Below are 24,924 nucleotides of genomic sequence, written 5' to 3' on the forward strand. Positions count from 1 at the left end.
GTCGGACGATCGTCTCAATTCCGAACTCGACCGCATGCGGATTGAGGGCGAATCCGCCCATTCGATTGACGAAATGACGGCCATTTTGTTGCGGGCCGGCCTTCTCACGCGATTTCAGGCCAAGCAGCTCCGACTCGGCCGGTACAAGCGGTTCATGGTCGCGGGGAAGTACAAACTCCTCGAACTCATCGGCGTCGGCGGCATGGGGGCGGTGTACCTGTGCGAACACGTCTTCATGAAGCGCGTCGTTGCCGTGAAGGTGCTGCCCCTCGAAAAGCTCAGCGACCCCTCGAACCTCGAACGGTTCTATCGCGAGGCCCGCGCGGTTGCCGCGCTTGATCACCCGAACATCGTCCGCGCCCACGACATCGACAAGTCCGACAACCTGCACTTCCTCGTCATGGAGTACGTCGACGGGGCGAGTATGCAGGAGATCGTCGCCCGGTTCGGCCAAATCGACCCGATTCGGACAGCCCACTACGTCGCACAGTCGGCCATCGGGTTGCACCACGCGAACGAACTCGGCATGGTCCACCGCGACATCAAGCCGGGCAACGTGCTGCTGGATCGTAACGGTATCGTGAAGATCCTCGACATGGGGCTCGCCCGCTTCTTCAACGACAAGAACGACAACCTCACCGCCAAGTACGACGACAAGTGCGTCCTCGGCACGGCCGACTACCTCGCGCCGGAACAGGCTCTTTCCAACGTCGTGGACATCCGGGCGGACATCTACGCCCTCGGCGGGACGTTCTACTTCATGCTGACCGGGCACTCGCCGGTCCCGGACGGCACGATCGCGCAGAAGCTCGTCTTCCAGCAAACGCAGCACCCCAAGCCGGTCGCGGATTACCGTTCCGACGTGCCGCCGGAGTTGCTCGAAGTTTTGGAGAAGATGCTGCAGAAAGACCCGAACGACCGCTACCAGACACCGCTCGAAGTCGCCGAGGCTCTGGCCCCGTGGACGGAAGAACCGATCTCGCCGCCGCCGGACCACGAGATGCCGGACCTGTGCCCGGCCGTACTCAGCATGATGGGCCACGCGGACCGGGTTCGTTCGGCCATGAAGGCGAACCGTGCGAGTGCCGTTCACGCGAGTTACCGCGGCACGGCGGGCAGCAGTTCTTCCCGCTACTCGTCGACGTCGTCAAGCGGAGAGCACATTCGGTTCGACGAGCCCATCAGTCAGGACCAAGTTCCGACCGGCCGGTCCACTCACACAGCGACCTTACAAACACGCTCGTCGCGAATGTCGAAGGAAAGTGCGGAACTCCTGCTTCACCCCGACTCCCCGCAGATGATTCAGGACTCGTCTCCCCGGATGGAATTGCCCGTAACTCCGGTGGGCAGCAAGCGTTGGCTCGTCGTCGCTCTCGGTGCGGGGTTGCTCGTGGCTGCAATTGCGGCGGCCGTTGTTTACGGACTCCGCTGACATGGAACGGCGGCCGCTTTTGGGTGAGGAATATTCCACTGATCCGAACAATTTCTCCCGGCCGTCACCCTTTACCATCGTCGTTGGCGTATCCGCTGAAGTATACTGATGCCACGTCTGCCGGTTCTCGCCCGGCCCATCATTTGTCAGTTGCTCGCTCGCCCCCGGAGTGTTGCTAATGCCCGCACCGGCCACAGTTGATGAATTCCTGGAACTCATCCAGAAGAGTGGCGTTGTCGATGAGGCAAAGCTCACCACTTACCTCAATCGTCAAAAGGAAGTTGGCCCCCTCCCCACCGAGACGAACAAGTGCGCCGGTAAACTCGTCCGCGACGCGGTCCTGACCTACTTCCAAGCCGAACAACTCCTGCAAGGGAAGTGGAAGCGCTTCACCATCGGCAAGTACAAGGTGCTCGAAAAGCTCGGCGTCGGCGGGATGGGACAGGTCTTCCTGTGCGAACACAAACTGATGCGCCGCCGGGTAGCGGTGAAGGTGCTGCCGGCGTCGAAGGGCCTGGACGACGCCTCGCGCGAGCGGTTCTACCTCGAAGCCCGCGCCGTCGCGGCCCTCGACCACCCGAACATCGTGCGGGCCTACGACATCGATCAGGACGAGGGGTTGCACTTCCTTGTCATGGAGTTCGTCGACGGCGTTAATCTGCAAGACATCGTGAAGCGGGGCGGCGGGCCGCTCGACCCGTACCGGGCGTGCCACTATATCTACGGCTCGGCGCTGGGCCTTCAGTACGCCAGCCAGATGGGGATCATCCACCGCGACATCAAGCCGGGCAACATCCTCGTCGACCGCACCGGCGTGGTCAAAATCCTCGACATGGGCCTCGCGCGGTTCTTCAACGACGAGGATGACTCGCTCACCAAGAAGTACGACGAGAACGTCCTCGGTACGGCCGACTACCTCGCCCCAGAGCAGGCCGTCGATAGCCACACGGTGACGATCCGGGCCGACCTGTATTCGCTCGGCGGAACCTTCTACTACCTGTTGACCGGCCTCCCGCCCTTCCCCGAAGGCTCGGTCGCCCAGAAGTTGCTCTGGCACCAGACCCGCGATCCCAAGCCGATCGCGCAGATCCGGCCCGAAGTCCCACCGGAGATCATCCGCGTCGTCGAAAAGCTGATGATGAAAGACCCGGACGAGCGATACCAAACGCCCGCGGAGGTGATGGCGGCGCTGCAAGAATTCGTTCAATCGCCGATCTCGCCGCCGTCGGAAAAGGAACTGCCAGCGCTGTCGCCGGCCGCGATGGGCGGGACCGCGAACGCGAACCGCCAAGTCACGAACGCGCCGCTCGCGGGGGGCGGCCCGCACGGGGTTTCGTCGTCATCGACCACCGAGTTCCGCTCGCCGTTCGCGAAGAGTTCGTCGGGCCCCGGGTCGTCGCGGGCCAAGGTCGTCAACACCCCCACCCCCAGTCGGCAAGAGACCGTGGTCGCAGAGGCACCGGTCGGCGTTTGGGACAGTTTGGCCGACGACACGTCGCCGCGCGAGGGGGCCGAGACGCAGCGGACGCCGAAGCAGAAGAGTGCGAAGAAGCTCCCCGTCTCCGCGCCCGAACCAGCGGCCCCCCTGCCGCTGCCCCCGCGCCGGAAGCAGTACCTCTGGGCCGGGATTGCCGCCGGTGTCGTGGCCTTCCTCGGAATTGGTTACGCCATCTACCGATCGGCGAGTGGCGACCCGGTGGTCCCGCAAAACACGCAGCTCGACTACCGACGGCTCTACGTCACCCAGGGCAAGGGGCCGGAGAACGCGCCGACGTTCAAGTCGGTGTTCGAGGCCATGCTGGCGATCAACAAGCGGCCCGAATTCGACGAGGGCAAGCGGAAAGAGGGCGAAGGCCCGACGATCGTCATTCTGGACGAGAGCCACACGGAATCGCCCTTCACCCTCAATGCGTCGGGGAAGCTGAGAGACCTGACGATCCAGGCCGACGATGTCAATAAGCCGGTCCGGTGGACCGCGAAGCCGGGGACGAACTCCAAGCGGTTGCTCGAAATCCGCAGTTCCCGCGGGCTGACGATTCGCGGGATCGTTTTCGACGCCGAGAACGCCGTCGATTTCGGCCTCGTCGTCACGAACACGCAGTCGGCCGTGCGGGTCGAAGACGTGACCGTTCGCGGGGCCAAGAGGTCGGCCATCCGGTTCGAGAACGTGGCCGGTGAGGCGGGCAAACCCATCACTTTGAACCGCGTCCGGGTCCAGTTGTCCCCGGACGGCGACGGCGGGATTCAGTTCGCCGCGCCAGAAAAGAGCCTGGGGGCCGGCACGATTCTTAACAGCGGTATCACGATCACGAACGGCCGAATCGAAGGCCCGGGCAACGCCGGGATCGTCTTCGACACCCCCGCCCGCGACGTCGAGATCAGCCGGACCCGCTTCTACAATCTCACGCACGGCGTGCTGGTCCGACAACCGTTCCCGGCCGACTCGCCGTTCCGCCTGACGGCGACGAACAACACGTTCCACACGATCCGCGACGGAGCCTTCTTCGCCACGCAAGACCTGCCGCCCGCGGGCACGGACGTGAACTTCTCCCGCAACTACTTCGCCGACGTGAAAGGAGCCGGGATTGCGAACGTCCCGAACGCCGGGGCGTTACCGAAATTCAAGGCCGATGACAACGTCCGTGACAAGAACTCGGGCGAAGGCAATCTTCCGGCCAAGCCGGCGGTCGCCGACAACGTCACCCTCGCCTCTGCCCCGGACGACAACACCTCATTCTTGCGGTATCCCAAGTCGTCGCCGCTCGCCTCGTGGGGGGCGAACAAGGTCGCCGTCGGGGTTCCGCCCGAGTAGTCACCGCAGTTTGCTATGGCCCGCGACGGTCAGGGCGAACCCGAGGTTGGCCGTGCCGACCTCGGCCGTCACCTTCCGGCGCACGTTCAGGGTCCACACGCCCGCCCCGCGGTCGGTCAGTTTCGGCCCGTCCCCCTTCTCCGAATTCGGGTAGAGCAGCATTACGCCGGGGTGTTCCCCGCCGGCGGACGCGAAGCTGAGCTTGTACAGTGCCTTCGGCTCCATCTCGTCGGTCTTCGTGTCCTTGTCCGCCGGGCAAAGGAGGGCGAATTCCGCGTAGGGGGCCGTATCCTTATGGTCGCCGTTCTCGGGCTGGAAGGCGAGGCGGAGGGTGTAGACGCCGGCCGCGATCTCCTGCTTGCGGTAGTCGATGAAGGCGGTCGGGAAGCGGACGGCCGCGACGATGCTCGTCTCGACGAGTTCGCGGTACGTGAGGCCGTTCTTGACCTGGTCGGGCGTGCCCTTCCCCGGGATTTCGGTGCGGAACCAAATCTCGGCGACCGTGCCGCCGGCCGCGTCCTTCACCACCTCGCACTCCTTGGCGAACAGTTCTCGCACGGCATCGTTCAACTCTTTCGGCGGTTCGGTTTGTTCGTGCTTCACGGTGTACTTGTCGGCCGCCGGCATCGCTGCGGTCGCAAAACCGCACCAAACGAGTGCGAGGACGATCTTCATGCCGGCTCTCCTTCGTCGAGTTGGAACTGTTGGCGGTACGCGGACTCGTCCAGCAACTGCCGCGACTCTGGCGAGAGGGTACACCCGCGGAGATCGACCGTGCAGCCACTCTTCAATTGCGGCCACTTGACCAACACCTCGGCCGCCAGCGGATCGATAGTGTTCCGCGACAGATTGAGTTCCCGCAACCGCCGGAGGTACGGCGACGCCGCGAGTGCCCCAGCCCACTCGGGGCCGATTTGGCCGATGTCGTTTTGGGAAACGTCGAGGACTTCGAGGTGCTGAGCGTTCCGCGATTCGACCAGCGTTCGGAACCCGGCGTCGCCGATGTGGTGGCCGGCCAAGTTCAGGAGGCGGAGTTGGTGCAGTGCCGTGGACTGTGTGAACGCCGCGACCCCCGTGGCATGGATGCAATCGACGAATGGTAGCCCGTCGGACCGGAGGACGAGATCGCGGAGCGAACGGAGGCCGGCCGCGGCCGAAAGAGTCGCCAACCCGTCGTCCGAGTACGGATTGCCGGACAGGTTTAACCGATTCAGCTTCGGCCAACTGTCGGCCAGTTGCGTCAACGTCGCGAGGTCTTCGGCCCAGAGGCGGTTGTTCTGAAGGGTCAGCGAGCGGAGTTCCGGGAACAAGTCCGGCCGGAAAATGATCCGCAACCGCCCGGCGAGTTCGTCGTTCACGAACTCCAAAGCGCGCAACCGGCTGAACAACGGCACGTTCGCGAGCGCCGCCAAGTGGGTGGCCGCCGTACTCAATCGAAGGCGCACGACCGGGGCGTTCTTCGCGATGTGCCGTTCGAAGCGGAGGAAGTCGACGGCCTTGATGTACAAGTACTCGACGAACCCACGGCGAAACTTCTGGACGCCGGTGATGCCGGGGATCGCCCACCGATCGCGGTGAAGGGCCAGCAGTTCCCGAATGCGGGCCTCAACGGTGACTCGCTCGCCGGGCGTGAGGGGCGCGCGGACCGAAAGGCACTGCAGGCGGATGAACTCCGCGCGCGTGTCGTCGCCGATCTCTTCGAGCCAGTCGGCAAACACCAACCGGGGGAGGTCGTCCTCCGGTTCCGCGATGATCGCCGCCAGAAAGTGGTTCGCGTCGGTCATTTAACTCACCACCTCCTCGCCGAATCGCTCGATAAGCAGTTGCCACACCCGGCCGCGGAAGTTGTTACCTTCGGCGATTTCTAGACGGCTCAGATTATCCAGATATGGCGACCTCGCGAGATACCGAATTGCATCGTTGCCGAGGTTGTTGTTGGTCAGGTTCAGTCCGGTCAGCCGTTTGCAAAGTCGGTGTTTCGCCAAAGCCTCGATGCCGCCCAGGGAAATGGTTGGAATGAGACGTGACTCGTAGGTCGGCTGCCCGATCAATCCGCCACCGTCGTCGGTCACGGTACTTGCCACGATGGGCATTTCATCACCGGCCAAGTCGAGTTCACACACTTTTCGGAGGGCAATGGAATGGAAGAGGGTGTCGAACGGGCGAGAATCGACGATCCTCTCGGTGGGTGCCATGACCGCGGCCCGCCAAACCCCGAACAACCAAGGTTTCGCAAGGGCGCTCACCCGGAACGCCTGTTCGTCGAGCAGTTCGGCAACGGTGAACTGTCCGGAAGTAAAATCGTAATCACGTCCTCGTTCGAGGACATTCCGAAACAACCCGTCGTGGTGATTAACGACTTCCGGATTCTCCCATTTCAGCCGCTGAAACTCGTGAAGATACTCAACCCGCGTTCGTTCATCTTCGGCACGAAAGCACGAGATCGAAAGCCGGATCGCCTTTGCAGCTACTTCTTCGCCATTTTCCTCCAGCCAGTCGGCGTAGACTAGCCGCGGCACGTCGTCGTCGGGCGCGTCGAAGATCGCACGGAGGAAGGCTTCCCGTTCTTCCAGCATCGTCATTCCAGGGCGGTGGTTTCGTCGAAACCGAACATCAGGTTGAAGTTTTGCACGGCCACGCCGCTCGCCCCACGGACGAGGTTGTCTTCGGCGGCGAGAATCAGGATGCGGCCACGGACGAGTTTCACGTACAGGTCGAGGTAGTTCGTGTGGGCCGTGTCCTTCGTGGCCGGCAGCGTGTCCCGCACCCGCACGAACGGCTTGCCGCGGTAATACTCCTTGTAGATCTTGACCAACCGCCCCTCGTCGAGAGGGAGTCGCGGCGTCGCGTAGATGGTGCTGAAAATGCCGCGGTCCATCGGCATCAGGTGCGGCGTGAAGATCACCTGAACCGGCCCGTCCCCCACGATCGACAGCGCCTGTTCGATCTCCGGCGTGTGCCGGTGCGTGCCGATGCCGTAAGCGGAGACGCTCTCGTTGCACTCGGGGAACAGCGTGGACAACTTCGGCGTGCGGCCGGCCCCGGAGACGCCCGACTTGCTGTCGATGATGATGCCTTCTCGTTCGATCAGATTCGCCCGAATCAGTGGGGCGAGGCCGAGGATGCCCGTCTGCGGGTAGCACCCGGGGTTCGCGACGAGTTTTGCCCCCCGGATCGCGTTGGCGAACAATTCCGGCAGGCCGTACACGGCGTGTTCGAGGTTCGCCGTGTCGTGGTGCGTTTCCTTGTACCACTCGGCGTACACCACCGGGTCGGCGAGGCGGTAGTCGGCACTCAGGTCGATGACCCGCATTCCCAAATCGAGCAGCGGCGGAATCACTTCCATGCTCGTGCCGTGCGGGAGGCACCCGAACACGCACTCGACGCCCTTCGCCTGTAACGCGGCCGGGTCGAGGTTCTCCATCGGCAGGTCGAAGCGGTTTGTCAAAACGGGGTGTACGGCCGAGACCGGCTTACCCGCTTCCTGCCGCGACGTGACCGCAACGACTTCCGCGTGCGGGTGCCGCAACAGAATCTTCAGTAGCTCGACGGCCGTGTACCCCGACCCCCCGAGGACGGCACATTTCACTTTGTTCATCATTCACCGTTCGTGTTTTCGCTCCTGTCTCGTTACTATATCCGCATCATGCCCGACGAACCGCTCACGATCTCCGCCGCCGCCCCGCTGATTCGCACCGGCGAACTCACGCCGTCGGAACTCCTGGAACAATGCCTCCGGCGAATCGACATTTACGAACCGGCGGTGCAAGCCTGGGTCTACCTGGACCGGCAACGTGCCCGGCGGGAGGCCGAGAGACTGACAGACGCCGTCAAAAAAGGTGATTATCGCGGCCCCCTGCACGGCATCCCGATCGGCGTGAAGGACATCATCGACGTGTTCGACATGCCGACCGGCTGCGGCTCGAAGCTGTGGGCGAACAGCTACGCCCGCCGCGACGCGACCGTGGTCGAGCGGCTGCGGGCGGCCGGGGCGTTGATCCTGGGGAAGACGGTCACGACGCCGTTCGCATTCACCGACCCGCCGAAGACGCGGAACCCGTGGAACCTCGACCGCACGCCGGGCGGCAGCAGTTCCGGCAGCGCCGCCGCCGTGGCGTGCGGCATGTGCCTCGGGGCACTCGGCACGCAGACCGGCGGTAGCCTCACTCGGCCGGCGAGCTACTGCGGCGTGTGCAGTCTGAAGCCGAGCTACGGTCGCGTTAGCGTCGAGGGTGTGCTGCCGCTCGCCCCGGATCTCGATCATGTCGGTGTGATGGCAAATTGTGTACGAGATTTGGCGATTTTGTTCGAAGTGATTGCCGCACCTGTGCTTGCATGCACATCGCTTGTCGATTCAGGCCCCGACCAAGTAGAGCTGTATCAACTCCACGATTACTTTGACGCCGCCGAACCAGATTTGCTTGAGATCTACCGCACGGCAACTCGTGCGATTGAACCTCCAGAGGTTCGGCAATTGAAGCTGCCAACAGGTTTCTCTGAAATACCATCCGCACACCTGACAACCATGTCCGTGGGGGCAGCGTCGGTCCACGCCGAACGTCTCAATCGTCACGGGGACGACTACCCGCCGCGCATCCGAGAATTGATTCAACAGGGGCTAATGAGCACCGCGATTGACTTGAGTAACGCCTCTCGATTGAGAATTCAACTCCGTCGTCAGTTCAAGAAAGCTCTCAAGGAGTTCACCGTTCTCATGACCCCGGCGACAAGCGACCTCCCCCCGAGTTTGGAGACGACGGGCCGGCCGGTCTTCAACTTCCCCTGGAGCTTTTTGGAGTACCCCACAGTCTCCGTTCCAGCCGGGCGATCAGAAGTCGGCCTTCCCGTGTCGATACAGCTAATCGCGGGCGACAACAATGAGCCACATTTATTAGCATCCGCCGCGTGGGCCGAGCGATGTTTCGCCTTTCCCCACCGCTTGCCCCCGGTGCCGGCATGAGTTCGTTCGCAGAGCTGCTCGACATCCTGCACGAAGACAACCACTGCATCGGCATCAACAAGCCGAGCGGGTGGCCGACGACGCACTTCGACGGCACGGACGAAACCGTGGACCGGCTCGTGAAAAGCTACCTCAAGGAGAAGCACCAGAAGCCGGGCAACGTCTTCCTCGGTGTCGTTCACCGGCTCGACAAGGCCACGAGCGGGGCACTGCTGTTCGCCCGCACCAGCAAGGCCGCCGGACGGTTGAGCGAGCAGTTCCGCGAGGGGAGCGTCGAGAAGGTGTACTGGGCCGTCATCGAGAGCAAGCCGGGGGACCGGCACCCGTGGAACCTCCGCGAGACCGGCTCGCTCGACGACTTCCTCCTTCACGACGACAACGAACAGCGGGTGAAGGTGGTCGAAGCCGACACGCCCGGCGCGAAGGCGGCCCGATTGCTGTACACTGTCCGTAACCGGCACGCCGGCCTCGTCTGGCTGGAGTTGCGGCCGCACACCGGGCGGAAACACCAACTGCGGGTCCAACTCGCGTCGCGGGGCAGCCCGATCTACGGCGACACCAAGTACGGGTCGGCGCAACGGCTCGGTGACGGGATCGGCTTACACGCGCGGTCCTTGACGTTCCTGCACCCGACGACCCACAACCCGACGACGATCACGGCGGAGGTTCCGAAGGCGTGGCGGGGGCGGTTCGCGAAGCTGCTGAACGGGTGAGCTGCCATGACAGACCTTGATAAACTGGTTGCGATTCTCGCCGCCGTGCAGGTCGATCCGGGCAACCGCGGACTGGCCACGGTTCCGGGCAACAACCTCTTCACGGCCACGGCGACCGACTTCCAGGCCGCCTGCCACAGCCTCGCCGTCCACCCGAACCTCATCCCGCTCGTCGTCACCGGGTTCATCATCCCGTCGGTCAGTCCGCCGCGGTTCGAAACCGACGGCCCACTCGGGGCCGTGTTCCTGGTCCGCGCGTTCGTGGAGTTGAAGGTCTGGGCGAAGTTCGCCACCGATCCGGGGTGTTACGGGGCCGTCATTCGCGGCATCATCGAGTCCGGTATTCCGCACCACTGGGTCCAGAAAAACGGGCGTGACGATAACGATCTGCTAATCGACAACATCTCGCCAGAAGGCCGGGATGTCGGTGGGGTCACGCACGTCATTTCCATCGAACGCCCCGGCCCCGCGGCCGACGGCCGGTGCCGGACGATGCGCGGCCGTGACATCACCGACCTGATGCTGCCGGCGACCCACCTATTCTCGCAAGATGATGACACGCCCCGCGGGTGGGAAACGATCGGCATCGGCGACGGCGGGAACGAGATCGGCATGGGCAAGGTGCCGCACGAAACGGTTCTCGCGAACGTGCCCAACGGCGACGCGATTCACTGCCGCGTGCCGACCGATCACCTCATCGTGGCCGGGGTCAGCAACTGGGGCGCGTACGCCCTCGCCGCCGGGCTGTTCGTCCTTTTGCAAATGCGGCCCACGATCGACCTGTTCGACCCAGACCGTGAGAAGCGCATCCTCGAATCCATGGTGCGGGCCGGGCCGCTCATCGACGGGGTGACGGGCAAGAAGACGGCCACCGTCGACGGCCTCACCTGGGACGAGTACGTGAAGCCGCTCGTCCGCATCCGGGAGATTCTGGCACTATGACGCGACCAACGGGGGCGGACGTCCGAGCTTCTTGCCGCTCGGGTAAACTCACCGGCCCGACGCCGGGCTTGGCACCCGGTTTCGTGCAGGCGAATCTCGTCCTGCTGCCGAAGGACTGGGCCTTCGACTTTCTGCTGTTTTGCCAGCGAAATCCGAAGCCGTGCCCGCTGCTCGACGTGACCGAACCCGGCGACCCGGAGCCGAAGACCGTCGCGCCCGGTTCCGACCTGCGGACGGATTTGCCGGCCTATCGCATCTGGGAAAATGGCGAACTCACCGCTGAACCGACGGACATCCGCGATCACTGGCGGGACGACCTCGTGGGGTTCGTCATCGGCTGTTCGTTCACCTTCGAGAACGCCCTGCTCGAAGCCCGCATCCCGGTCCGACACATCGAGCAAGGCGTGAACGTGCCGATGTACCGGACCAACATCGCGTGTCGGAGTGCGGGGCGGTTCCACGGGCCGATGGTCGTGAGCATGCGGCCGCTCCGGCCCGAACAGGCGATTCGGGCGACGACCATCTGCGCGAAACTGCCGCTCGCCCACGGGGCCCCGATTCACTTCGGCGACGCGGCCGCGATCGGGATTACCGACATCGCGAAGCCCGACTTCGGCGACGCGGTCGAAATCCGGACCGACGAAGTCCCCGTCTTCTGGGCGTGCGGCGTGACCCCGCAGGCGGCCCTGATGAAGGCGCGGCCGCCGTTCGCGATCACCCACAAGCCGGGGCACATGTTCCTCACAGATCTGCGCGACCACGAGTTGGAGCAGGTTTGAAAACAAACCTCAGATATCGCCAGGAATTCAAGCAATTTCTCGCATGACAACTCGCGGCGTGGTCAGCATAATACCCGTATCCCTCCCGCCGCTTTTCTCAGGTGAACCATGACACAACCCGCCACCGCACATTCTTCCCGACGGACATTCCTGAAGACGACCGCCGCTACCGCAGCCGCCGCGACCCTCGCCGCGCCGGCGGTCCACGCGGCCGGGAGCGACACGTTGAAGATCGGCCTCATCGGGGCCGGTGGCCGGGGTCGTGGAGCCGTTCGTGACGCGATGATGGCCGACCCGCACGTCAAGCTCGTCGCCATCTGCGACATCTTCCCCGACTTCCGTGATGCCGCCCACGAGGCCCTGAAGAAGCAGTTCAAGGACCGCGTCGACGTGCCGGAAGCCCGCCTCTACAGCGGCTTCAACGGCTACAAGGAACTCATCGACAACGCCGGCTGCGACATCGTCTTCCTGACCACGCCACCGGGCTTCCGGCCGGTGCACCTCGCCTACGCCGTTGACAAAGGCAAGCACGTCTTCGCCGAGAAGCCGATGGCCGTCGACCCCGTCGGCGTCCGCTCCGTGATGGAGTCGGCGAAGAAGGCGAAAGAGAAGAACCTCCTCTGCGCGTCCGGCTACTGTTACCGCTACGAGTTCGGCAAGCGGGAAACCGTCAAGCGCATCCACGACGGCATGATCGGCGACGTGGTGAACATTCAGGCGACGTACAACACCGGCCCGATCTGGTACCGCGACGTGGGCAAGGACTGGGACGAGATGAAGGTCCAGATCCGCAACTGGTACTACTACTCGTGGCTGTCGGGCGACTTCATCGTCGAGCAACACTGCCACAATCTCGACAAGGCGATGTGGGTGCTGAAGGACGAACTCCCGATCGCGGCCACCGGCCTCGGCGGCCGGCAGGTGCGGACCGACCCGAAGTACGGCAACATCTTCGACCATTTCAGCACGATCTTCGAATATGCCAACGGCCAGCGGGTGTTCTCGTACTGTCGCCAGATGCCGAAGTGCTTCGGCGAAGTCAGCGACATCGTGTTCGGGTCGAAGGGCATCGCCAAGCTCATGGGCCACACGATCTCCGCCGGCAGCGCGAAGTGGACCTACGGCGGCGAAGAGAACGACATGTATGTGCAGGAGCACAAGGACTTCATCGCGTCGCTCCGGGCCGGCAAGCCGATCAACGACATGGAGATCGCCGCCCAGAGCAGCATGATGGGCATCATCGGCCGCGAGGCGGGCTACAGCGGCAAGCGGCTCTTGTGGAAGGACATGATGGCGTCCACGATGTCCCTCGCCCCGAAGGGTTACGAGTGGGGGCCGAACGCAGTCCCGGCCGTGGCCCGCCCGGGTGCGGTGTAACTTTCCCTTCGACATTCCTACCGGCCGGGGGTACGATCTCCCGGCTTCCTTCATTTCGGATCGGAGAACACGCGATGACGTTTCTGCTGGGCCGCCGGGACTTCCTCAACTACTCGACCTCCATCACGGCGGCCGTGCTCGCCTCCCACGCGGGGTGGGCCGCCGACGACACCACGGCGAAGAAGCCGAAGCTGAAGAAGGCCGTCAAGTTCGACATGATCAACATCAAGGGGAGCAACCAGGAGAAGCTGGAACTCGTCAAGAAGCTCGGCTTCTTGGGTGTCGAGATCAACAGCCCGAGCAAGATCGACCTCGACGATCTCGTGAAAGCCCGCGACGCAACCGGTATCGCCATCCACGGCGTCATTGATTCGGTCCACTGGAACGATACCCTCTCTAGCCCCGACGAGAAGGTTCGCGCGAAGGGACTGAAGGCGTTCGAGGGGGCGTTGAACGACGCGCACAAAGTTGGGGCGGACACCGTCCTCCTCGTGCCCGGCGTGGTGAACAAGGACGTGACCTACGAGCAGTGCTACGAGCGGTCGCAGGCCGAAATCCGGAAGGCGTTGCCGCTGGCCGAGAAGCTGAAGGTGAAAATCGCCATCGAAGTCGTGTGGAACAACTTCATCACGAAGCCGGAACAGCTCGTGCAGTACGTGGACGACTTCAAGTCCGAGTGGGTCGGGGCGTACTTCGATTGCAGCAACATGGTCAAGTACGGCGTGCCCCCGGCCGACTGGATCCGCAAGCTCGGCAAGCGGATGCTGAAGTTCGACTTCAAGGGGTATAGCAACACGAAAAAGTGGGTCGCCATCGGCGAGGGGGACGAGAACTGGCCGGAGGTTCTGAAAGCCCTCGCGGAGGTCGGCTACGACGGCTGGGCGACCGCCGAAGTGAGCGGTGGCGGGGAAAAGGAACTGAAAGAGGTGGCCGAACGGATGAACAAAGTCTTAGGCTTAGGGTAACTCGCCTTCCCCTACCCTGCGTAGCCGATGCCGAAAAAACCGACCGCGCCCCCGCAACTCCCGGAACTGATCGTCTCGACCCCCGCGACGTTGGAAGAGTGTTTGACCCACCTCGCGGGGTGTCCGCACATCGCGTTCGACACGGAGTTCGTCGGCGAAGACACATACCGTCCGGACTTGTGCCTCGTCCAGGTGGCAACGCCCGAACGCCTGTACCTCATCGACCCGCTCACGTGCGGCGACCTGAAGCCGTTCTGGGAACTGGTCGTCGATCCACAGCGGGTGGTGATCGTCCACGCCGGCCGCGAAGAAATGCGGATGTGCCAGTTCGGCATCGGCCGCCCACCCGCCCACGTCTTCGACTTGCAAATCGCCGCCGGACTGGTCGGCTTCACCTACCCGATCGGGTACGCCAGCCTCGTACAAGAACTTCTCGGCCAGCGGTTGCACAAGGGCGAGACGCTCACCGATTGGCGGCGGCGGCCGCTGACCTCGTCGCAGCAACAATACGCCTTCGACGACGTGCGGTTCCTCATCCCGATCTGGAAGAAACTCCACGAAAAGCTCCGCCGGCTCACCCGCGAAGACTGGGCGTCGGAAGAGTTTGCCGCGTTCGTGCGGCGGTCGGTGAGCGACGACCCCGCCGTCGAGAAGTGGCGGAAGTTGAAAGGCATCGGTGGCCTGGACTCCCGCAGCTTGGCAGTGGCCCGAGAACTGTACCATTGGCGGGACCAGCGGGCCGCGCAGGGGAATCGGCCGCCGCGGACGGTCGTCCGGGACGACCTGCTCAGCGACCTCGCCCGTCGGCCGCCGGGCAAACTCGAAGAGTTGCTGAGCTACCGCGGCATCACGAAGACGGACGCCCCGCACATTCTGGAAGCCATCCGCCGGGCGAAGGCGCTGCCGGTCGGCGAGTGCCCGGAGCCGGAGGGCCGCGAGAACGACCCGCCGCACGTCCTGTTGTTGTCGAGTTTGCTCGGCGTGATCCTGTCCGAGTGGTGCGCGCGGAACAAAATGGCATCGAACTTGGTGGCAACGACGACCGACCTGAAACGCCTCGTCCGGGCGCGCCAACCGGGCGGTACGCCGTTCGGGCACTCGGCCCTCAAGACGGGCTGGCGGCAGCGAGTCGTGCTGCCCGAACTGGAAGCGTTCCTCGACGGGAAGCGGTCGCTGATCGTCGAGAGCGCGAGTTCGCAGCACCCACTTCGCGTCGCCCCGGCCGAGACAAAGCCGGCCTGACCGGTTACGGTTTCGCCTTCTCGACCGGTTTCTCAATCGGCTTCTCGATCTGCCGGATTGCGAACGCCGCCGCTTCACGAACCTTCAATTGCGAATCGCGGCGGGCTTCCCGGAGGGCGGGAATCGCGTCCTTGCCCGACGGCCCCATGCCGCCGAGTTGTTGGGCAATCGCGACCCGCACTTCGTAGTCGTCGTCGGCCTTCAGGCGGGCGGCCAACGCGGGGATCAGTTCCTTCGCCTCGGCCCCGTATGACGAACAGAGCGAGTTCAGGGCGTAGGCGCGGACGAGTTTGTCGGCGTCTTGCTCGAAGGCCTTCCGTAGTTCCGCACTTGCCACGCGGCCGATGATCCCGAACTTGCCGAGGGTCAGCGCGGCCAGTTGCCGCAACTCCGGGTCGGCGTCGGGCAGGAACTTCGCCACCGCCTTCACCACGTCCGGCGACTTCTCCCCGAGCAGGCCGAGCGAAACGATGGCGGCCGTGGCCATCTCCATGTCGCGAGCCGTCGCACCAGTGAAACCGCCGATACCGGCCCCGAGCGTTGCCGCCTTCGGCCCGCGAGTCATTTCCTTTTCGAGCACGGCGAGGATCGCGATCGACGCCGATTCCGAATCGTCCGGGTCGATCCGCCCGAGCGCGAAGACGGCCGCGTACTGCACGGCCCGGTCCGCGTCGGCCGCCAACGGCACCAGCGTCGGCGCGGCCCGCCGTGCGTCCTTGCCGATGCGCCCGAGCGCGTCGGCGGCCGCGGCCCGCGCGGGGGCAGCCGTGTCTTTGAGAACGTCGATCAACGGGAGGACGACCGAGGCCGACAACTTCCCGTAGTGGCCCACGGCCAGCGAGATTTCCTTCCGTACGTCCGCGTCCTTCTCATTGCGGAGGGCCTCGGCCATGTCCGGCAAGAACTGTGCGGCCACTTCCACCGGCTGTTGGCCGAGCAAGTTCGCGACCTGGCCGCGGAGGGCGGCGTTGCTGTCATTCTTCAGTGCTCGTGCCAGGGCCGGGATCGCCTTCGTCTGAGCCTCGGCGTTGCCCGACATCATCTGGCCGAGCGAAACCACGGCCGCCCGGCGCTTCCGCACCAGGCTGTCGTCCTTCAGTACCGCCATCCACTCCGTTAGCGTCCGGCCGTTGAACGAGGGGTCGTCGGCCGCACGACTCATCGCGGGAGTCAGGAAGAGGATCGCCAACAACAGCCTGAAAAGTCGGTGGCTCATCGGTGTCATCCGGGTGGGTGGGCGGCGTCTCTCTCGGCGCATGATAAGACGCCCCAGTGGAGGCGGTCAAACAGTTTCCGGGCGGTCGGCGGCAGTTGCCACGTCGGAACGCGGTGCGACCCGACGTTCAACGATACTGTGCGGTGCCGAGCGGCTTCTCGGCCGCGTCCAGAATCTGGAAGTGGTGGATGCCGCTCTTCCGGGCGTCGGTGTGGGTCCAAACGATCTTCTTGTCGCGAGTCACTTCCGTCAGTTTCGTCTGACCGCTGGTGGCGTGGTGGCTGGTGATGACCGTGTTGCCGTTCGGCAATCGCTGGATGCCGCAGGCGTCGTTGATGGGCTTGTTCGGCAGGTCGTCGTTCGTCACCCGCCAGACTTCGGTGCCCTTCGCATCGACTTCGATCACGAGGTTCCCGAGTGTGCAACCGATGAGAGTGTTGCCGTTGTCGAGGCGAATGGCCGTGAATGGCATGTGCGGGGTCTTGACCTCCCAGAGAACCTTCCCTTTCGCGTCGTACTCGCGCACCACGCGGTCGAGCAATTGCGGCACGAGATAGTTGCCGTTCGGCAGTTTGCGGGCCATCCGCGTTTGCAGGTGGTGGTCCTTCGTCTGGGCTTGCAACGGCACCTCGACGACAACCTTTCCGTCCGTTCCGACCTCCAGCAAACGCGGGTGGTTGCCGGCTTCGGTCAACAGAACGCGGCCCCCGTCGAGCGGCTGCACCGTGTTTACCTCGGCCTGCGTTCCCTTGAATTCGAACAGCGTCTTGCCGGCCCGGTCCACCACGACCGCCGCTCCCCCGGGGTAGGCCTTGTTTTTCGAGAGCGCCAGAAGGATGTGGCCGTCCGCCAGCACCCAGCCGTCGCGACTGGAGGCGGGGTAAGTCCAGGTGGCCTTGCCGTTCTCGTCCGAGATGAACGTCTCGTTGCCCGTCGCCATGAAGGCGTGTTTGATCGGCTCAACGCCCCGACAAATCGGCGAGACGAGCAAGGAAAGGAACAAGCCGAGATACGTTGAGATGCTTCGGGTCATCATTCGCCTCACCGGGGGAATCGCCATTGAACTTCGATGCTACCAGACGATGGCTTCTTTCGCCACGGGCCATTCTTGGCACGGTCGGGGTGAGACCTATAATCCCTGGGTCCGAATCTCTCCGCCAGGATCACCATGAGCGACGAAAGCCTGACTCCCATTTACCGGCGCGTGTTGCTCAAACTCAGCGGCGAGGCCTTCGGGCACGGCGGGAAAAGCACTGGAATCAGTCTCGACGAGACGCTCCAGATCGCCCAGCAATTGAAGCGGGTCGTCGAGCGCGGCGTCCAGCTGGCCGTCGTCGTCGGCGGCGGGAACCTGCTCCGCGGGGCACAGTTCTCCGCGGGTCTCGACACGATCAAGCAAGCGACGGCCGACTACATGGGCATGATCGCCACCGTGATGAACGGCCTGGCCTTGCAAGACACGCTCGAAAGCATCGGCTGCCAGACCCGCCTGCTGTCGGCCGTGCCGATGGACATGGTGTGCGAGCCGTACATTCGCCGCCGGGCCGAACGCCACCTGGAAAATCACCGCATCGTGATCCTCGCGGGCGGCACCGGCAATCCGTTCGTGACGACCGACACCGCCGCCGCCCTACGCGGCCGCGAGATGGGGGCCGACATTCTGCTGAAGGCGACGAAGGTCGACGGCGTGTACTCGGCCGACCCCGAGCAAGACCCTTACGCGGTCCGGTACGACAAGCTGAGTTACGCGAAGGTTCTTCAGGACCGACTGAAGGTCATGGACCTGGGGGCCTTCGAACACTGCCAGGAGGCAAAGCTGAAAATCCTGGTCTTCAACTACAAGCGAGAGATGGCCATCGAGAAGGCCATCGCCGGGAAGGCCCACGGCACTCTCGTGGAGTGAGTTTTCCGACACCCTCTTCAACAAGCCGAGATTGACTGACATGAGCGCACCCCAATTCCTGAAAGACTGCGAAACGCGGATGGAGAAGGCGTTCGACGTGCTGCGGAACGACCTGAAGGGTCTCCGCACCGGCCGGGCCACCCCCGCGATGCTCGACACGCTGCGGGTCGATTACTACGGCTCGCCGACGCCGGTGAAGGAAGTCGCGAACGTCTCGTGCCCCGACCCGACCAGCATCGTCATCAAGCCGTTCAGCGGCGACAGTCTCAAGGACATCGAGAAGGCGATCCGCGCCAGCAGCCTCGGCCTTGCCCCGAACAACGACGGCAAGGTCATCCGCCTGACGCTGCCGCCGATGAGCGGGGACCAGCGTAAGAAGTTGGTGGCCGAGATCAAGAAGAAGGCCGAGGACGCGAAGGTCGCCTGCCGGAACATCCGCCGCGACGGCAACAAGAACTTCGAAGACGCCGAGAAGGCGAAGACGATCACCGAAGACGACCGCGACAAGGGCAAGGCGAAGGTGCAAGACCTGCTCAAGAGTTACGAGGCCAAGATCGACGACGCCGCGGACAAGAAGTCGAAAGAAGTGATGGAAGGCTAACCGCGACCGTATGATGGTCAACAGAAGCACCCGCGTTCGCGGGTGCTTTTTTCTTCCCCCGGGCCTTTCATGCGAACGCTCCGCGCGGTCTTCGAGCTTTTCCCAAACAGCCGCGACGCGGGTCTGACGAGCGGGCAGGTGGGCGAAAGCGGTCGGCGGTTCGGCCACAACCGACTGACGCCCCTGCCGCGCGACTCGGTCTGGATGAAACTGCTCGCGAAGTTCGACGAGCCGATCATCCTCATCCTCCTCGCCGCCTGCTTGCTCAAACTGGTCATCGACCTGTTCGAAGCCGCGATTTGGGCAGGCGGGTTGGGTTTCCTCGCGACGGCGCTCGTGTTCGCACTGCGGTTGGTCCCGCGACTGGCGGCGTGGGTTCCGGCCGGCTTGTTCACGCTGGCCGCCGGCCTCGTCGCCCTGAGTGTCGGCCTCGGCCATCCCTCCTACGAGGGCCTCGCGGTCATGGTGGCCGTGGCGTTGGCAACGGGCGTCGCGTTCCTGAGCGAGTACCGCAGCGACCGCGAATTCGAGGCACTGAACGCCCAGAAAGACGCTATTCGCGCGAAGGTGGTGCGGGACGGCGGCCTTCAACTCTTGCCGCTCGAAGAGTTAGTTGTCGGCGACTTGATCGCGCTGGAGACGGGCGACGAAGTGCCGGCGGACGGTCGGCCGACGGTCGCGAACGAGTTGCTACTCGACCAGGCGTTGATGACGGGCGAATCCGAGCCGGTCGAAAAGTCGGCGTGTGCCGAGGCGGAAGAGTCCGACGCCCCCGGCAGCCCGGTCAGTCTGTACCGCGGTACGCAGGTCGTCGGCGGCGTCGGGCGGATGGTCGTCACCAACGTCGGCGACGACACCATGCTCGGCCAGATCGCCCGGCGGTTGAGCGGAGCCGACCCTGCCGTTTCGGGCGAGGCTGACCGCGTTCAGCGGAAGCTGACTCTGAGCAAAGAGTCCACGCCCCTTCAAGAGAAACTCACGGTCCTCGCGGGACTGATTAGTAAGATCGGCTACCTCGCAGCCGTGGCGATTTTCCTCGCCCTCTTCGTGCGCGGCCTGCTCGCCGGCGAACTCCGCTGGGCGTCGCCCGACGAGAACCTCGTCAAAGTTCTGCTCGCGGACCTCCGCGTCCTCATCGGCTACTTCGTCTACATGGTCATCGTCATCGTCGTGGCCGTGCCGGAAGGGCTGCCAATGAGCGTGACCGTGTCTCTCGCGCTTGCGATGCGGAAGATGACGCGGGCCAACTCGCTGGTGCGCCAGCTGGTGGCCTGCGAAACCATCGGCTCCGCCACCGTCATCTGCACCGACAAGACCGGCACGCTGACCCGCAACCGCATGACGGTCGTCCAGGTCGAAGGCGATTCACCAGTTCTCCGCCGGAACGCCGCCGTGAACTCGACCGCCAACCTCGCCGAGAAGGACGGCAAGACCATCGTCATCGGCAACACGACGGAAGGGGCGTTACTCCACTGGCTCCGATCCCAGGGGGAAGTCGAGGTCGAAGTCCAACGGCATGGCGTGACGTACCTCACGCAGTCGCACTTCTCCTCGGAAAAGAAGCGGATGTCGTCGGTGGTCGAATCGGAAGGCCGAGTGATCCTGTTCGTGAAGGGCGCGCCGGAACTGATCCTGGGCGAGTGCGACCTGACGCCGGACCAACGCGAGTCGATTCAACAGAGACTTCACAAGGCCGCGGCAGACGGGATGCGAACACTAGCGTTCGCCCACCGAGAGTTCCCCGCGGGAACCACGTTGGAGGGCATTGCCGGTGATTTCACCTTCGACGGCTTCGTCGGCATCCGCGACCCGTTGCGAGACGACGTTGCGGCGGCGATCGCGGAGTGCCGCAAGGCCGGCATCGACGTGAAGATGATTACCGGCGACAACGCGGAGACGGCCCGGGCCGTTGCCCAGGATGCCGGGTTGATCGGCCCCACGGGTGGGTTAGTTCTGACGAGTGACGACCTCGCCGCCCTCGACGACGACGCCTTGAAAGCCCGCCTGCCGGAACTCCGCGTGGTCGCCCGCGCCCAACCATTGGACAAATATCGGCTGGTGAAGTTGCTCCAGGAGCAAGACCACGTCGTGGCAATGACCGGGGACGGCACGAACGACGCCCCGTCGCTCCGCAAGGCGGACGTCGGCCTCGCGATGGGCATCACCGGCACCGAGGTCGCGAAGGAGGCGAGCAAGATCGTCCTCCTCGACGACAGCTTCAGCACGATCGTCCACGCCGTTCACTGGGGCCGGGCACTCTACGAGAACATCCAGAAGTTCATTCAGTTCCAGCTCACGATCAACGTCTCGGCCCTCGTGATCGCGTTCCTCGGGCCGTTCCTCGGCATCAAGCCGCCGTTCACGGTGTTGCAACTGCTGTGGATCAACGTCATCATGGACACGTTCGCGGCCGTTGCACTCTGCTCGGAATTGCCGCGGCGGGGCCTGATGCGGATGCCGCCGAAGCGCCGCAACGAGAGCATCGTCACGCGGGACATGATGCGCACGATCGCCATCACCGCCGGCTTCTTCGTCGCGGTCATGGTCGCCCTCTTGCTAGGCATGCAGCGCGGCGGGTGGTTCGCGGGCGACGGCGAACGCTCGGCCGAGTACGCCGACTTCACGACCCGGCAGGTCACGATCTTCTTCACGGTCTACGTGCTGTTCCAGGTCTGGAATCAGATCAACTGCCGGTCGCTCTCGCTCACCACGTCGGGGCTGTCGGGCTTGTTCCGTAACCCCGTTTTCCTGGCCATCATGCTGATTACGCTCGCAGTCCAGGTGGCCATCGTCACCTTTGGCGGCCGGGTCTTCCACGTCGAACCGCTCGCTGTACTCGACTGGTTGGCCATCCTCGCCGCCACGTCGTCGGTTCTGCTGTTCGCTGAAGTCATCCGCCGCGTTCGCGGCATCAGGAGGTCGTGATGGACGAAAAGGACAAGCTCGCCGAGATAGCCAAGAAGTTACTCATCGGCGAATATCACCGACACGTCTTCCTGTGCATCGGCGAAGCCTGTTGTTCGGCCGAGGCCGGGGCGAAGGCGTGGGACACGTTGAAAGACGAACTGAAGCGCCGGAGCCTGTCGCTGTCCACCGGCCCGGCCGCGTGCTACCGCACGAAGGTGCAATGCCTACGGGTGTGTGCGGGCGGGCCGATCCTCGTCGTCTACCCCGAGGGCACGTACTACCACGGCATGACGGCCGAGCGCATCCCGGAGTTCGTCGAGCGCCACCTCGTGCAGGGCCAGCCGATCGAGGAATGGATCTTCGCCCGCAACCCGCTGTCGGCGACGGCTGAGAATTAGGGCCGAGCAAATCCCCGGATCGTCACCGAGATCCGCCGGCCGGTGTACCGCGTGGACTTCGGCACCGCGTGCTTCCAGACCCGGTTCGTCTCCTGCGGAATGACGAACACCGTGCCGTTCTCGGCCGGGAAGTCCCGCCTTTCCCCGCCCAACGACAACCGAAACGTCCGCGTCTCGCCGAATGAGATCGTGACAATCGGCACGCCCTTAATCATGTTCTTCACGCTGTCGCGGTGCGGGCCGATGTACTGGTCGGGGCCGTCGTACCAGTTCAGAAGGACGCCGTTCAGTTGCGGGTGAACGGCCTCCGTGGCCCAGCGAAGGATCGGTTCCAAGATCGCGGGAACGGGTTCCGCGTGACTGGTCTGCCCGCTGAAATGATAGTCGGCCCCGTAAGCCTGCTGCCATCGCGGGATCGTGACGTGACGGCCGTGGAGGAAGATCGTCGGCCTAGCTTCCGGGTGCAGTTGCCAAGCTTCCACGAACAGTTGCGGCGTCCACACCAGGAACGCCGGTAGGCGGCCGGTCAAGAACGCAAGCCCTCCGCCGAGTTCATAAGTTCGGAATGGCTTTTGGTCCATGACCATCGTACCCGGTCGATCGTCGTGGCGGGATACTACCCTTGCTTCCAATCTTTGGCCGCGATCTTGGCCGGGGTGCGCCGGGAGACGGTGTTGCTGACCGGAAGTTTCAAGTCGAACTCCTTACCGAGGAACTTGCTGTCGCGCGGATTGCCGCTGTGGGACGGCCGCTGCAGGTTTTGTTGCAAGCGAACCGCCTTGTCCGGTATGACCTTTCCGGTACCGTCGCGTTTGAACGTGTGCTCCCAGATGACGTTCCAGTAGAAGTGCTTGAGTAGGTGGAATTTGCCGCCCGGTTCTTGCGCCACGAGCATCGTGCAAAAGAGCAGTTCGATCACGGTGTAGTGCAGGAAGTTGTTCGGCTTCCCGGCAACGACGGGGTTTTGTTCGACCGACGCCCACCAGCGGTGGGGTTGGTCGAACAAGTGGGCCGGTACGTCCAGAAAACCGGCCGTCGGTATGACCGTCCCGGCGGCCAGTTTATTCGTCCCGGTCGGGCCGGTGGTTCCGCCCGAAACGAGACTGTCATACCAAATGTCGGTCCCCGGGCCGAAGGTATCACGGCACACGATCTGATTGCTATTCGTGACCAAAATGCTGCCGTCCTTGACGGTCGCACCCCGATAGCGGGAGTGGTTGGTCCCAATGTACTTGAGTTGGACGAAACCGAGCGTCCAATTGGCGACATTTTCACCCGCGGTCCCTTTGAGGCGTATGGACCCGTTCGCATCTATCGACGGCGAATCGAAGTAGAATCCGTCCTGCGTCGTGACGACCATTGGTGCCACCGTGGGCTTCGTCCCCGGCACCGTCATCGTCAGAGTCGTCTTCGTCGCGTCGATGGTTGCCATGACGGCCTCTCCCGGACAGAAGTCGGAGTTGTTTGCGAACGTGCTGTCCTACACGCTACGGAAGCCGTGCGTTAGGACGTGCTGCGCCGAGTTGCTACTCTCAATACGCGGTGAATTGCCGCACGGATGGGGCTTCGGCCAGTGTTTTACCAAGCAGCATCACTCTGGGTAACTTCTTCCGGCCGGGTAAACTGCGGTGACGTTCGTCAATCGGTTTACCCGCCTCCGCCGCGCAAGTCGGGTACTGCGCGGGCGTCTGTTGGCACAGTCGCAAACAGGGAGGTCGGTGATGGGAAATGCGAACCGCGAAGCGTGCGTCGGGGACGACGATCTGGTGCTGCTGACGCGGGCGTCGGTGGTGGATGCCCCGCACATCTCGCCGACGAACCGCGGCCGGGGCGACGTGATGATCTCGGTGGACGCTTACCGGGTGTCGCCGGCGTCCGACGTGGTGGAATACCTCTTGATCCGGTCCGGCCCGGATGCCCACCCGACCGAGTTGCAGTTCGGGACCGAAGGGGGTCAACCGGGGTACTACGAGGTCGGGACGGGCCGCCTGTTCATTAACAAGCCGATTCGCCGGTCGGACGTGGCCCTCTATCGGGTCGGCGATCTGCGGCAGGTGGGTCTGCTCCGGTAGAACGGCGAAGGCCGCCACGGTGAGGCTGACCCGCTAAGATAGGGATATGCAACCAACTGAAAATGATGCGGCCGGTGGACAGTCCCCACGACCATCTTTGCGAAGCCGACTCCCGCTCTGGGCGGGGCTGCTGGGGTTAATTCTGCTCTTCCCCGTGATCGTCATTCCGCTTCTCGTCGGGGCATTTCGCGAGCCGGCGTTTCAATCAGTCGATGAGATCGACATGGCCCAAGTGACGGCGGTTGAAGCCTTCGTGCTCAACCGCCCCGACGGCGGGCCGGACATCCCTGGTAACAAGTCGAAGTTTGCCGTGCCGCCGGGCGACTTCGATGCGGTCCTTAGTTTGTTGCGGAAGGCCGATCGCGTGTCGGCCCCCACGTCGCGTGGCATCTACCTCGGGCAAATCCGGGTCACACTTGCCAACGGTCGGAGTCAGACGATCTACCTGCACCGACCGAAGAACGAGTACGAGGCAGGACCGCTTCACCGGGTTGAAGTGCGGATCGGTTCGAACCAATTCGACGGCCCCCCGGTCAACGAGTTCACACGCCGCCTCGGTGAAATTGCCGGTGCCGCCCCCCCGCCCGATCCGGCGGCCAAGTAGT

The 24,924-nt window shown here is 63.9% G+C and carries 23 protein-coding genes; 15 read left to right on the forward strand and 8 right to left on the reverse strand.

Features of this window, described 5'->3' with window-relative positions; genetic code table 11:
• Nucleotides 1–73: 73 nt before the first annotated feature.
• Nucleotides 74–1,432, forward strand: coding sequence for a serine/threonine-protein kinase (locus PX52LOC_RS32060; protein ID WP_168219337.1), 1,359 nt, complete (start codon nucleotides 74–76; stop codon nucleotides 1,430–1,432).
• Between the two features lie 178 nt (nucleotides 1,433–1,610).
• Complete coding sequence (locus PX52LOC_RS32065) at nucleotides 1,611–4,244, forward strand: serine/threonine protein kinase (protein ID WP_149113904.1); 2,634 nt, start codon at nucleotides 1,611–1,613, stop codon at nucleotides 4,242–4,244.
• On the opposite strand, the gene PX52LOC_RS32070 is transcribed toward PX52LOC_RS32065, so the two are convergent.
• The 4 genes from PX52LOC_RS32070 to argC are packed head-to-tail and all read right to left on the reverse strand — an operon-like array spanning nucleotide 4,245 to nucleotide 7,842.
• Complete coding sequence (locus tag PX52LOC_RS32070; protein WP_149113905.1) at nucleotides 4,245–4,919, reverse strand: hypothetical protein; 675 nt, start codon at nucleotides 4,917–4,919, stop codon at nucleotides 4,245–4,247.
• Complete coding sequence (locus tag PX52LOC_RS32075) at nucleotides 4,916–6,028, reverse strand: TIGR02996 domain-containing protein (protein ID WP_149113906.1); 1,113 nt, start codon at nucleotides 6,026–6,028, stop codon at nucleotides 4,916–4,918. Before PX52LOC_RS32075 ends, PX52LOC_RS32070 begins: the two co-directional genes overlap by 4 nt.
• On the reverse strand, nucleotides 6,029–6,820 hold the full coding sequence (locus PX52LOC_RS32080) for a TIGR02996 domain-containing protein (protein ID WP_218575196.1): 792 nt from the start codon (nucleotides 6,818–6,820) through the stop codon (nucleotides 6,029–6,031).
• Between the two features lie 2 nt (nucleotides 6,821–6,822).
• Entirely contained in the window at nucleotides 6,823–7,842 is a 1,020-nt protein-coding gene (argC, locus tag PX52LOC_RS32085) for an N-acetyl-gamma-glutamyl-phosphate reductase (protein WP_149115683.1), read from the reverse strand.
• Nucleotides 7,843–7,890: 48 nt separating this feature from the next.
• Here argC and PX52LOC_RS32090 point away from each other — a divergent pair, with 48 nt between their 5' ends.
• From PX52LOC_RS32090 to PX52LOC_RS32120, 7 genes are all read left to right on the forward strand, one after another.
• The gene (locus PX52LOC_RS32090) at nucleotides 7,891–9,204 is read left to right on the forward strand and encodes an amidase (RefSeq protein ID WP_149113907.1); all 1,314 of its coding nucleotides are present in this window, start codon (nucleotides 7,891–7,893) and stop codon (nucleotides 9,202–9,204) included.
• Entirely contained in the window at nucleotides 9,201–9,917 is a 717-nt protein-coding gene (locus PX52LOC_RS32095; RefSeq protein WP_168219338.1) for an RluA family pseudouridine synthase, read from the forward strand. The genes PX52LOC_RS32090 and PX52LOC_RS32095 overlap by 4 nt, the downstream gene beginning before the upstream one ends.
• 6 nt (nucleotides 9,918–9,923) lie before the next feature.
• The gene (locus tag PX52LOC_RS32100; RefSeq protein ID WP_149113909.1) at nucleotides 9,924–10,859 is read left to right on the forward strand and encodes a glutamate cyclase domain-containing protein; all 936 of its coding nucleotides are present in this window, start codon (nucleotides 9,924–9,926) and stop codon (nucleotides 10,857–10,859) included.
• Complete coding sequence (locus PX52LOC_RS32105; protein WP_149113910.1) at nucleotides 10,856–11,638, forward strand: putative hydro-lyase; 783 nt, start codon at nucleotides 10,856–10,858, stop codon at nucleotides 11,636–11,638. The genes PX52LOC_RS32100 and PX52LOC_RS32105 overlap by 4 nt, the downstream gene beginning before the upstream one ends.
• A gap of 108 nt (nucleotides 11,639–11,746) precedes the next feature.
• The gene (locus PX52LOC_RS32110; protein ID WP_149113911.1) at nucleotides 11,747–13,015 is read left to right on the forward strand and encodes a Gfo/Idh/MocA family protein; all 1,269 of its coding nucleotides are present in this window, start codon (nucleotides 11,747–11,749) and stop codon (nucleotides 13,013–13,015) included.
• A 74-nt stretch (nucleotides 13,016–13,089) separates the two neighbouring features.
• Complete coding sequence (locus PX52LOC_RS32115; protein ID WP_149113912.1) at nucleotides 13,090–13,980, forward strand: sugar phosphate isomerase/epimerase family protein; 891 nt, start codon at nucleotides 13,090–13,092, stop codon at nucleotides 13,978–13,980.
• Nucleotides 13,981–14,007: 27 nt separating this feature from the next.
• Nucleotides 14,008–15,222 (forward strand): ribonuclease D, encoded by a 1,215-nt coding sequence (locus PX52LOC_RS32120; protein WP_149113913.1) that lies wholly within the window; start codon nucleotides 14,008–14,010, stop codon nucleotides 15,220–15,222.
• A 4-nt stretch (nucleotides 15,223–15,226) separates the two neighbouring features.
• Here PX52LOC_RS32120 and PX52LOC_RS32125 read toward each other — a convergent pair whose 3' ends face one another.
• Nucleotides 15,227–16,438, reverse strand: coding sequence for a HEAT repeat domain-containing protein (locus PX52LOC_RS32125; RefSeq protein WP_168219339.1), 1,212 nt, complete (start codon nucleotides 16,436–16,438; stop codon nucleotides 15,227–15,229).
• Nucleotides 16,439–16,565: 127 nt separating this feature from the next.
• On the reverse strand, nucleotides 16,566–17,474 hold the full coding sequence (locus PX52LOC_RS32130) for a beta-propeller domain-containing protein (RefSeq protein ID WP_246173530.1): 909 nt from the start codon (nucleotides 17,472–17,474) through the stop codon (nucleotides 16,566–16,568).
• A gap of 132 nt (nucleotides 17,475–17,606) precedes the next feature.
• On the opposite strand from PX52LOC_RS32130, the gene pyrH reads away from it, so the two are divergent.
• The 4 genes from pyrH to PX52LOC_RS32150 all read left to right on the forward strand — a co-directional run bounded on the left by pyrH (nucleotide 17,607) and on the right by PX52LOC_RS32150 (nucleotide 22,247).
• Complete coding sequence (gene pyrH, locus PX52LOC_RS32135; RefSeq protein WP_149113915.1) at nucleotides 17,607–18,341, forward strand: UMP kinase; 735 nt, start codon at nucleotides 17,607–17,609, stop codon at nucleotides 18,339–18,341.
• A 40-nt stretch (nucleotides 18,342–18,381) separates the two neighbouring features.
• Nucleotides 18,382–18,942: a ribosome recycling factor gene (gene frr / locus PX52LOC_RS32140; RefSeq protein WP_149113916.1), complete on the forward strand. Its 561-nt coding sequence runs from the start codon at nucleotides 18,382–18,384 to the stop codon at nucleotides 18,940–18,942.
• A 69-nt stretch (nucleotides 18,943–19,011) separates the two neighbouring features.
• Complete coding sequence (locus tag PX52LOC_RS32145) at nucleotides 19,012–21,867, forward strand: calcium-translocating P-type ATPase, PMCA-type (protein ID WP_149113917.1); 2,856 nt, start codon at nucleotides 19,012–19,014, stop codon at nucleotides 21,865–21,867.
• Nucleotides 21,867–22,247, forward strand: a complete 381-nt coding sequence (locus tag PX52LOC_RS32150; protein WP_149113918.1) for a (2Fe-2S) ferredoxin domain-containing protein — start codon at nucleotides 21,867–21,869, stop codon at nucleotides 22,245–22,247. Before PX52LOC_RS32145 ends, PX52LOC_RS32150 begins: the two co-directional genes overlap by 1 nt.
• Here PX52LOC_RS32150 and PX52LOC_RS32155 read toward each other — a convergent pair.
• Together PX52LOC_RS32155 and PX52LOC_RS32160 are read right to left on the reverse strand one after the other, a co-directional pair.
• On the reverse strand, nucleotides 22,244–22,828 hold the full coding sequence (locus tag PX52LOC_RS32155; protein WP_168219340.1) for an alpha-ketoglutarate-dependent dioxygenase AlkB: 585 nt from the start codon (nucleotides 22,826–22,828) through the stop codon (nucleotides 22,244–22,246). The genes PX52LOC_RS32150 and PX52LOC_RS32155 overlap by 4 nt on opposite strands.
• Nucleotides 22,829–22,863: 35 nt before the next feature.
• Entirely contained in the window at nucleotides 22,864–23,679 is an 816-nt protein-coding gene (locus PX52LOC_RS32160; protein WP_149113920.1) for a hypothetical protein, read from the reverse strand.
• A 289-nt stretch (nucleotides 23,680–23,968) separates the two neighbouring features.
• On the opposite strand from PX52LOC_RS32160, the gene PX52LOC_RS32165 reads away from it, so the two are divergent.
• Nucleotides 23,969–24,319 (forward strand): hypothetical protein, encoded by a 351-nt coding sequence (locus PX52LOC_RS32165; protein ID WP_149113921.1) that lies wholly within the window; start codon nucleotides 23,969–23,971, stop codon nucleotides 24,317–24,319.
• Nucleotides 24,320–24,416: 97 nt separating this feature from the next.
• Complete coding sequence (locus PX52LOC_RS32170; RefSeq protein WP_149113922.1) at nucleotides 24,417–24,923, forward strand: hypothetical protein; 507 nt, start codon at nucleotides 24,417–24,419, stop codon at nucleotides 24,921–24,923.
• The last annotated feature ends 1 nt before the right edge of the window (nucleotide 24,924 follow it).

The sequence above is a fragment of the Limnoglobus roseus genome (assembly GCF_008254045.1).
In the GTDB taxonomy this organism is placed as follows: domain Bacteria; phylum Planctomycetota; class Planctomycetia; order Gemmatales; family Gemmataceae; genus Limnoglobus; species Limnoglobus roseus.

Excerpts from the sequence above, each read along its gene's own strand:
- frr (WP_149113916.1), top strand. The coding sequence starts at position 18,382 with ATGAGCGCACCCCAATTCCTGAAAGACTGCGAAACGCGGATGGAGAAG.
- PX52LOC_RS32160 (WP_149113920.1), bottom strand. The coding sequence starts at position 23,679 with ATGGCAACCATCGACGCGACGAAGACGACTCTGACGATGACGGTGCCG.
- PX52LOC_RS32080 (WP_218575196.1), bottom strand. The coding sequence starts at position 6,820 with ATGCTGGAAGAACGGGAAGCCTTCCTCCGTGCGATCTTCGACGCGCCC.
- PX52LOC_RS32070 (WP_149113905.1), bottom strand. The coding sequence starts at position 4,919 with ATGAAGATCGTCCTCGCACTCGTTTGGTGCGGTTTTGCGACCGCAGCG.
- PX52LOC_RS32075 (WP_149113906.1), bottom strand. The coding sequence starts at position 6,028 with ATGACCGACGCGAACCACTTTCTGGCGGCGATCATCGCGGAACCGGAG.
- PX52LOC_RS32145 (WP_149113917.1), top strand. The coding sequence starts at position 19,012 with ATGCGAACGCTCCGCGCGGTCTTCGAGCTTTTCCCAAACAGCCGCGAC.
- PX52LOC_RS32105 (WP_149113910.1), top strand. The coding sequence starts at position 10,856 with ATGACGCGACCAACGGGGGCGGACGTCCGAGCTTCTTGCCGCTCGGGT.
- PX52LOC_RS32150 (WP_149113918.1), top strand. The coding sequence starts at position 21,867 with ATGGACGAAAAGGACAAGCTCGCCGAGATAGCCAAGAAGTTACTCATC.
- PX52LOC_RS32155 (WP_168219340.1), bottom strand. The coding sequence starts at position 22,828 with ATGGACCAAAAGCCATTCCGAACTTATGAACTCGGCGGAGGGCTTGCG.
- PX52LOC_RS32060 (WP_168219337.1), top strand. The coding sequence starts at position 74 with ATGACGGCCATTTTGTTGCGGGCCGGCCTTCTCACGCGATTTCAGGCC.
- PX52LOC_RS32090 (WP_149113907.1), top strand. The coding sequence starts at position 7,891 with ATGCCCGACGAACCGCTCACGATCTCCGCCGCCGCCCCGCTGATTCGC.
- PX52LOC_RS32110 (WP_149113911.1), top strand. The coding sequence starts at position 11,747 with ATGACACAACCCGCCACCGCACATTCTTCCCGACGGACATTCCTGAAG.
- pyrH (WP_149113915.1), top strand. The coding sequence starts at position 17,607 with ATGAGCGACGAAAGCCTGACTCCCATTTACCGGCGCGTGTTGCTCAAA.
- PX52LOC_RS32120 (WP_149113913.1), top strand. The coding sequence starts at position 14,008 with ATGCCGAAAAAACCGACCGCGCCCCCGCAACTCCCGGAACTGATCGTC.
- PX52LOC_RS32065 (WP_149113904.1), top strand. The coding sequence starts at position 1,611 with ATGCCCGCACCGGCCACAGTTGATGAATTCCTGGAACTCATCCAGAAG.
- PX52LOC_RS32125 (WP_168219339.1), bottom strand. The coding sequence starts at position 16,438 with ATGAGCCACCGACTTTTCAGGCTGTTGTTGGCGATCCTCTTCCTGACT.
- PX52LOC_RS32100 (WP_149113909.1), top strand. The coding sequence starts at position 9,924 with ATGACAGACCTTGATAAACTGGTTGCGATTCTCGCCGCCGTGCAGGTC.
- argC (WP_149115683.1), bottom strand. The coding sequence starts at position 7,842 with ATGAACAAAGTGAAATGTGCCGTCCTCGGGGGGTCGGGGTACACGGCC.
- PX52LOC_RS32095 (WP_168219338.1), top strand. The coding sequence starts at position 9,201 with ATGAGTTCGTTCGCAGAGCTGCTCGACATCCTGCACGAAGACAACCAC.
- PX52LOC_RS32115 (WP_149113912.1), top strand. The coding sequence starts at position 13,090 with ATGACGTTTCTGCTGGGCCGCCGGGACTTCCTCAACTACTCGACCTCC.
- PX52LOC_RS32130 (WP_246173530.1), bottom strand. The coding sequence starts at position 17,474 with ATGATGACCCGAAGCATCTCAACGTATCTCGGCTTGTTCCTTTCCTTG.
- PX52LOC_RS32165 (WP_149113921.1), top strand. The coding sequence starts at position 23,969 with ATGGGAAATGCGAACCGCGAAGCGTGCGTCGGGGACGACGATCTGGTG.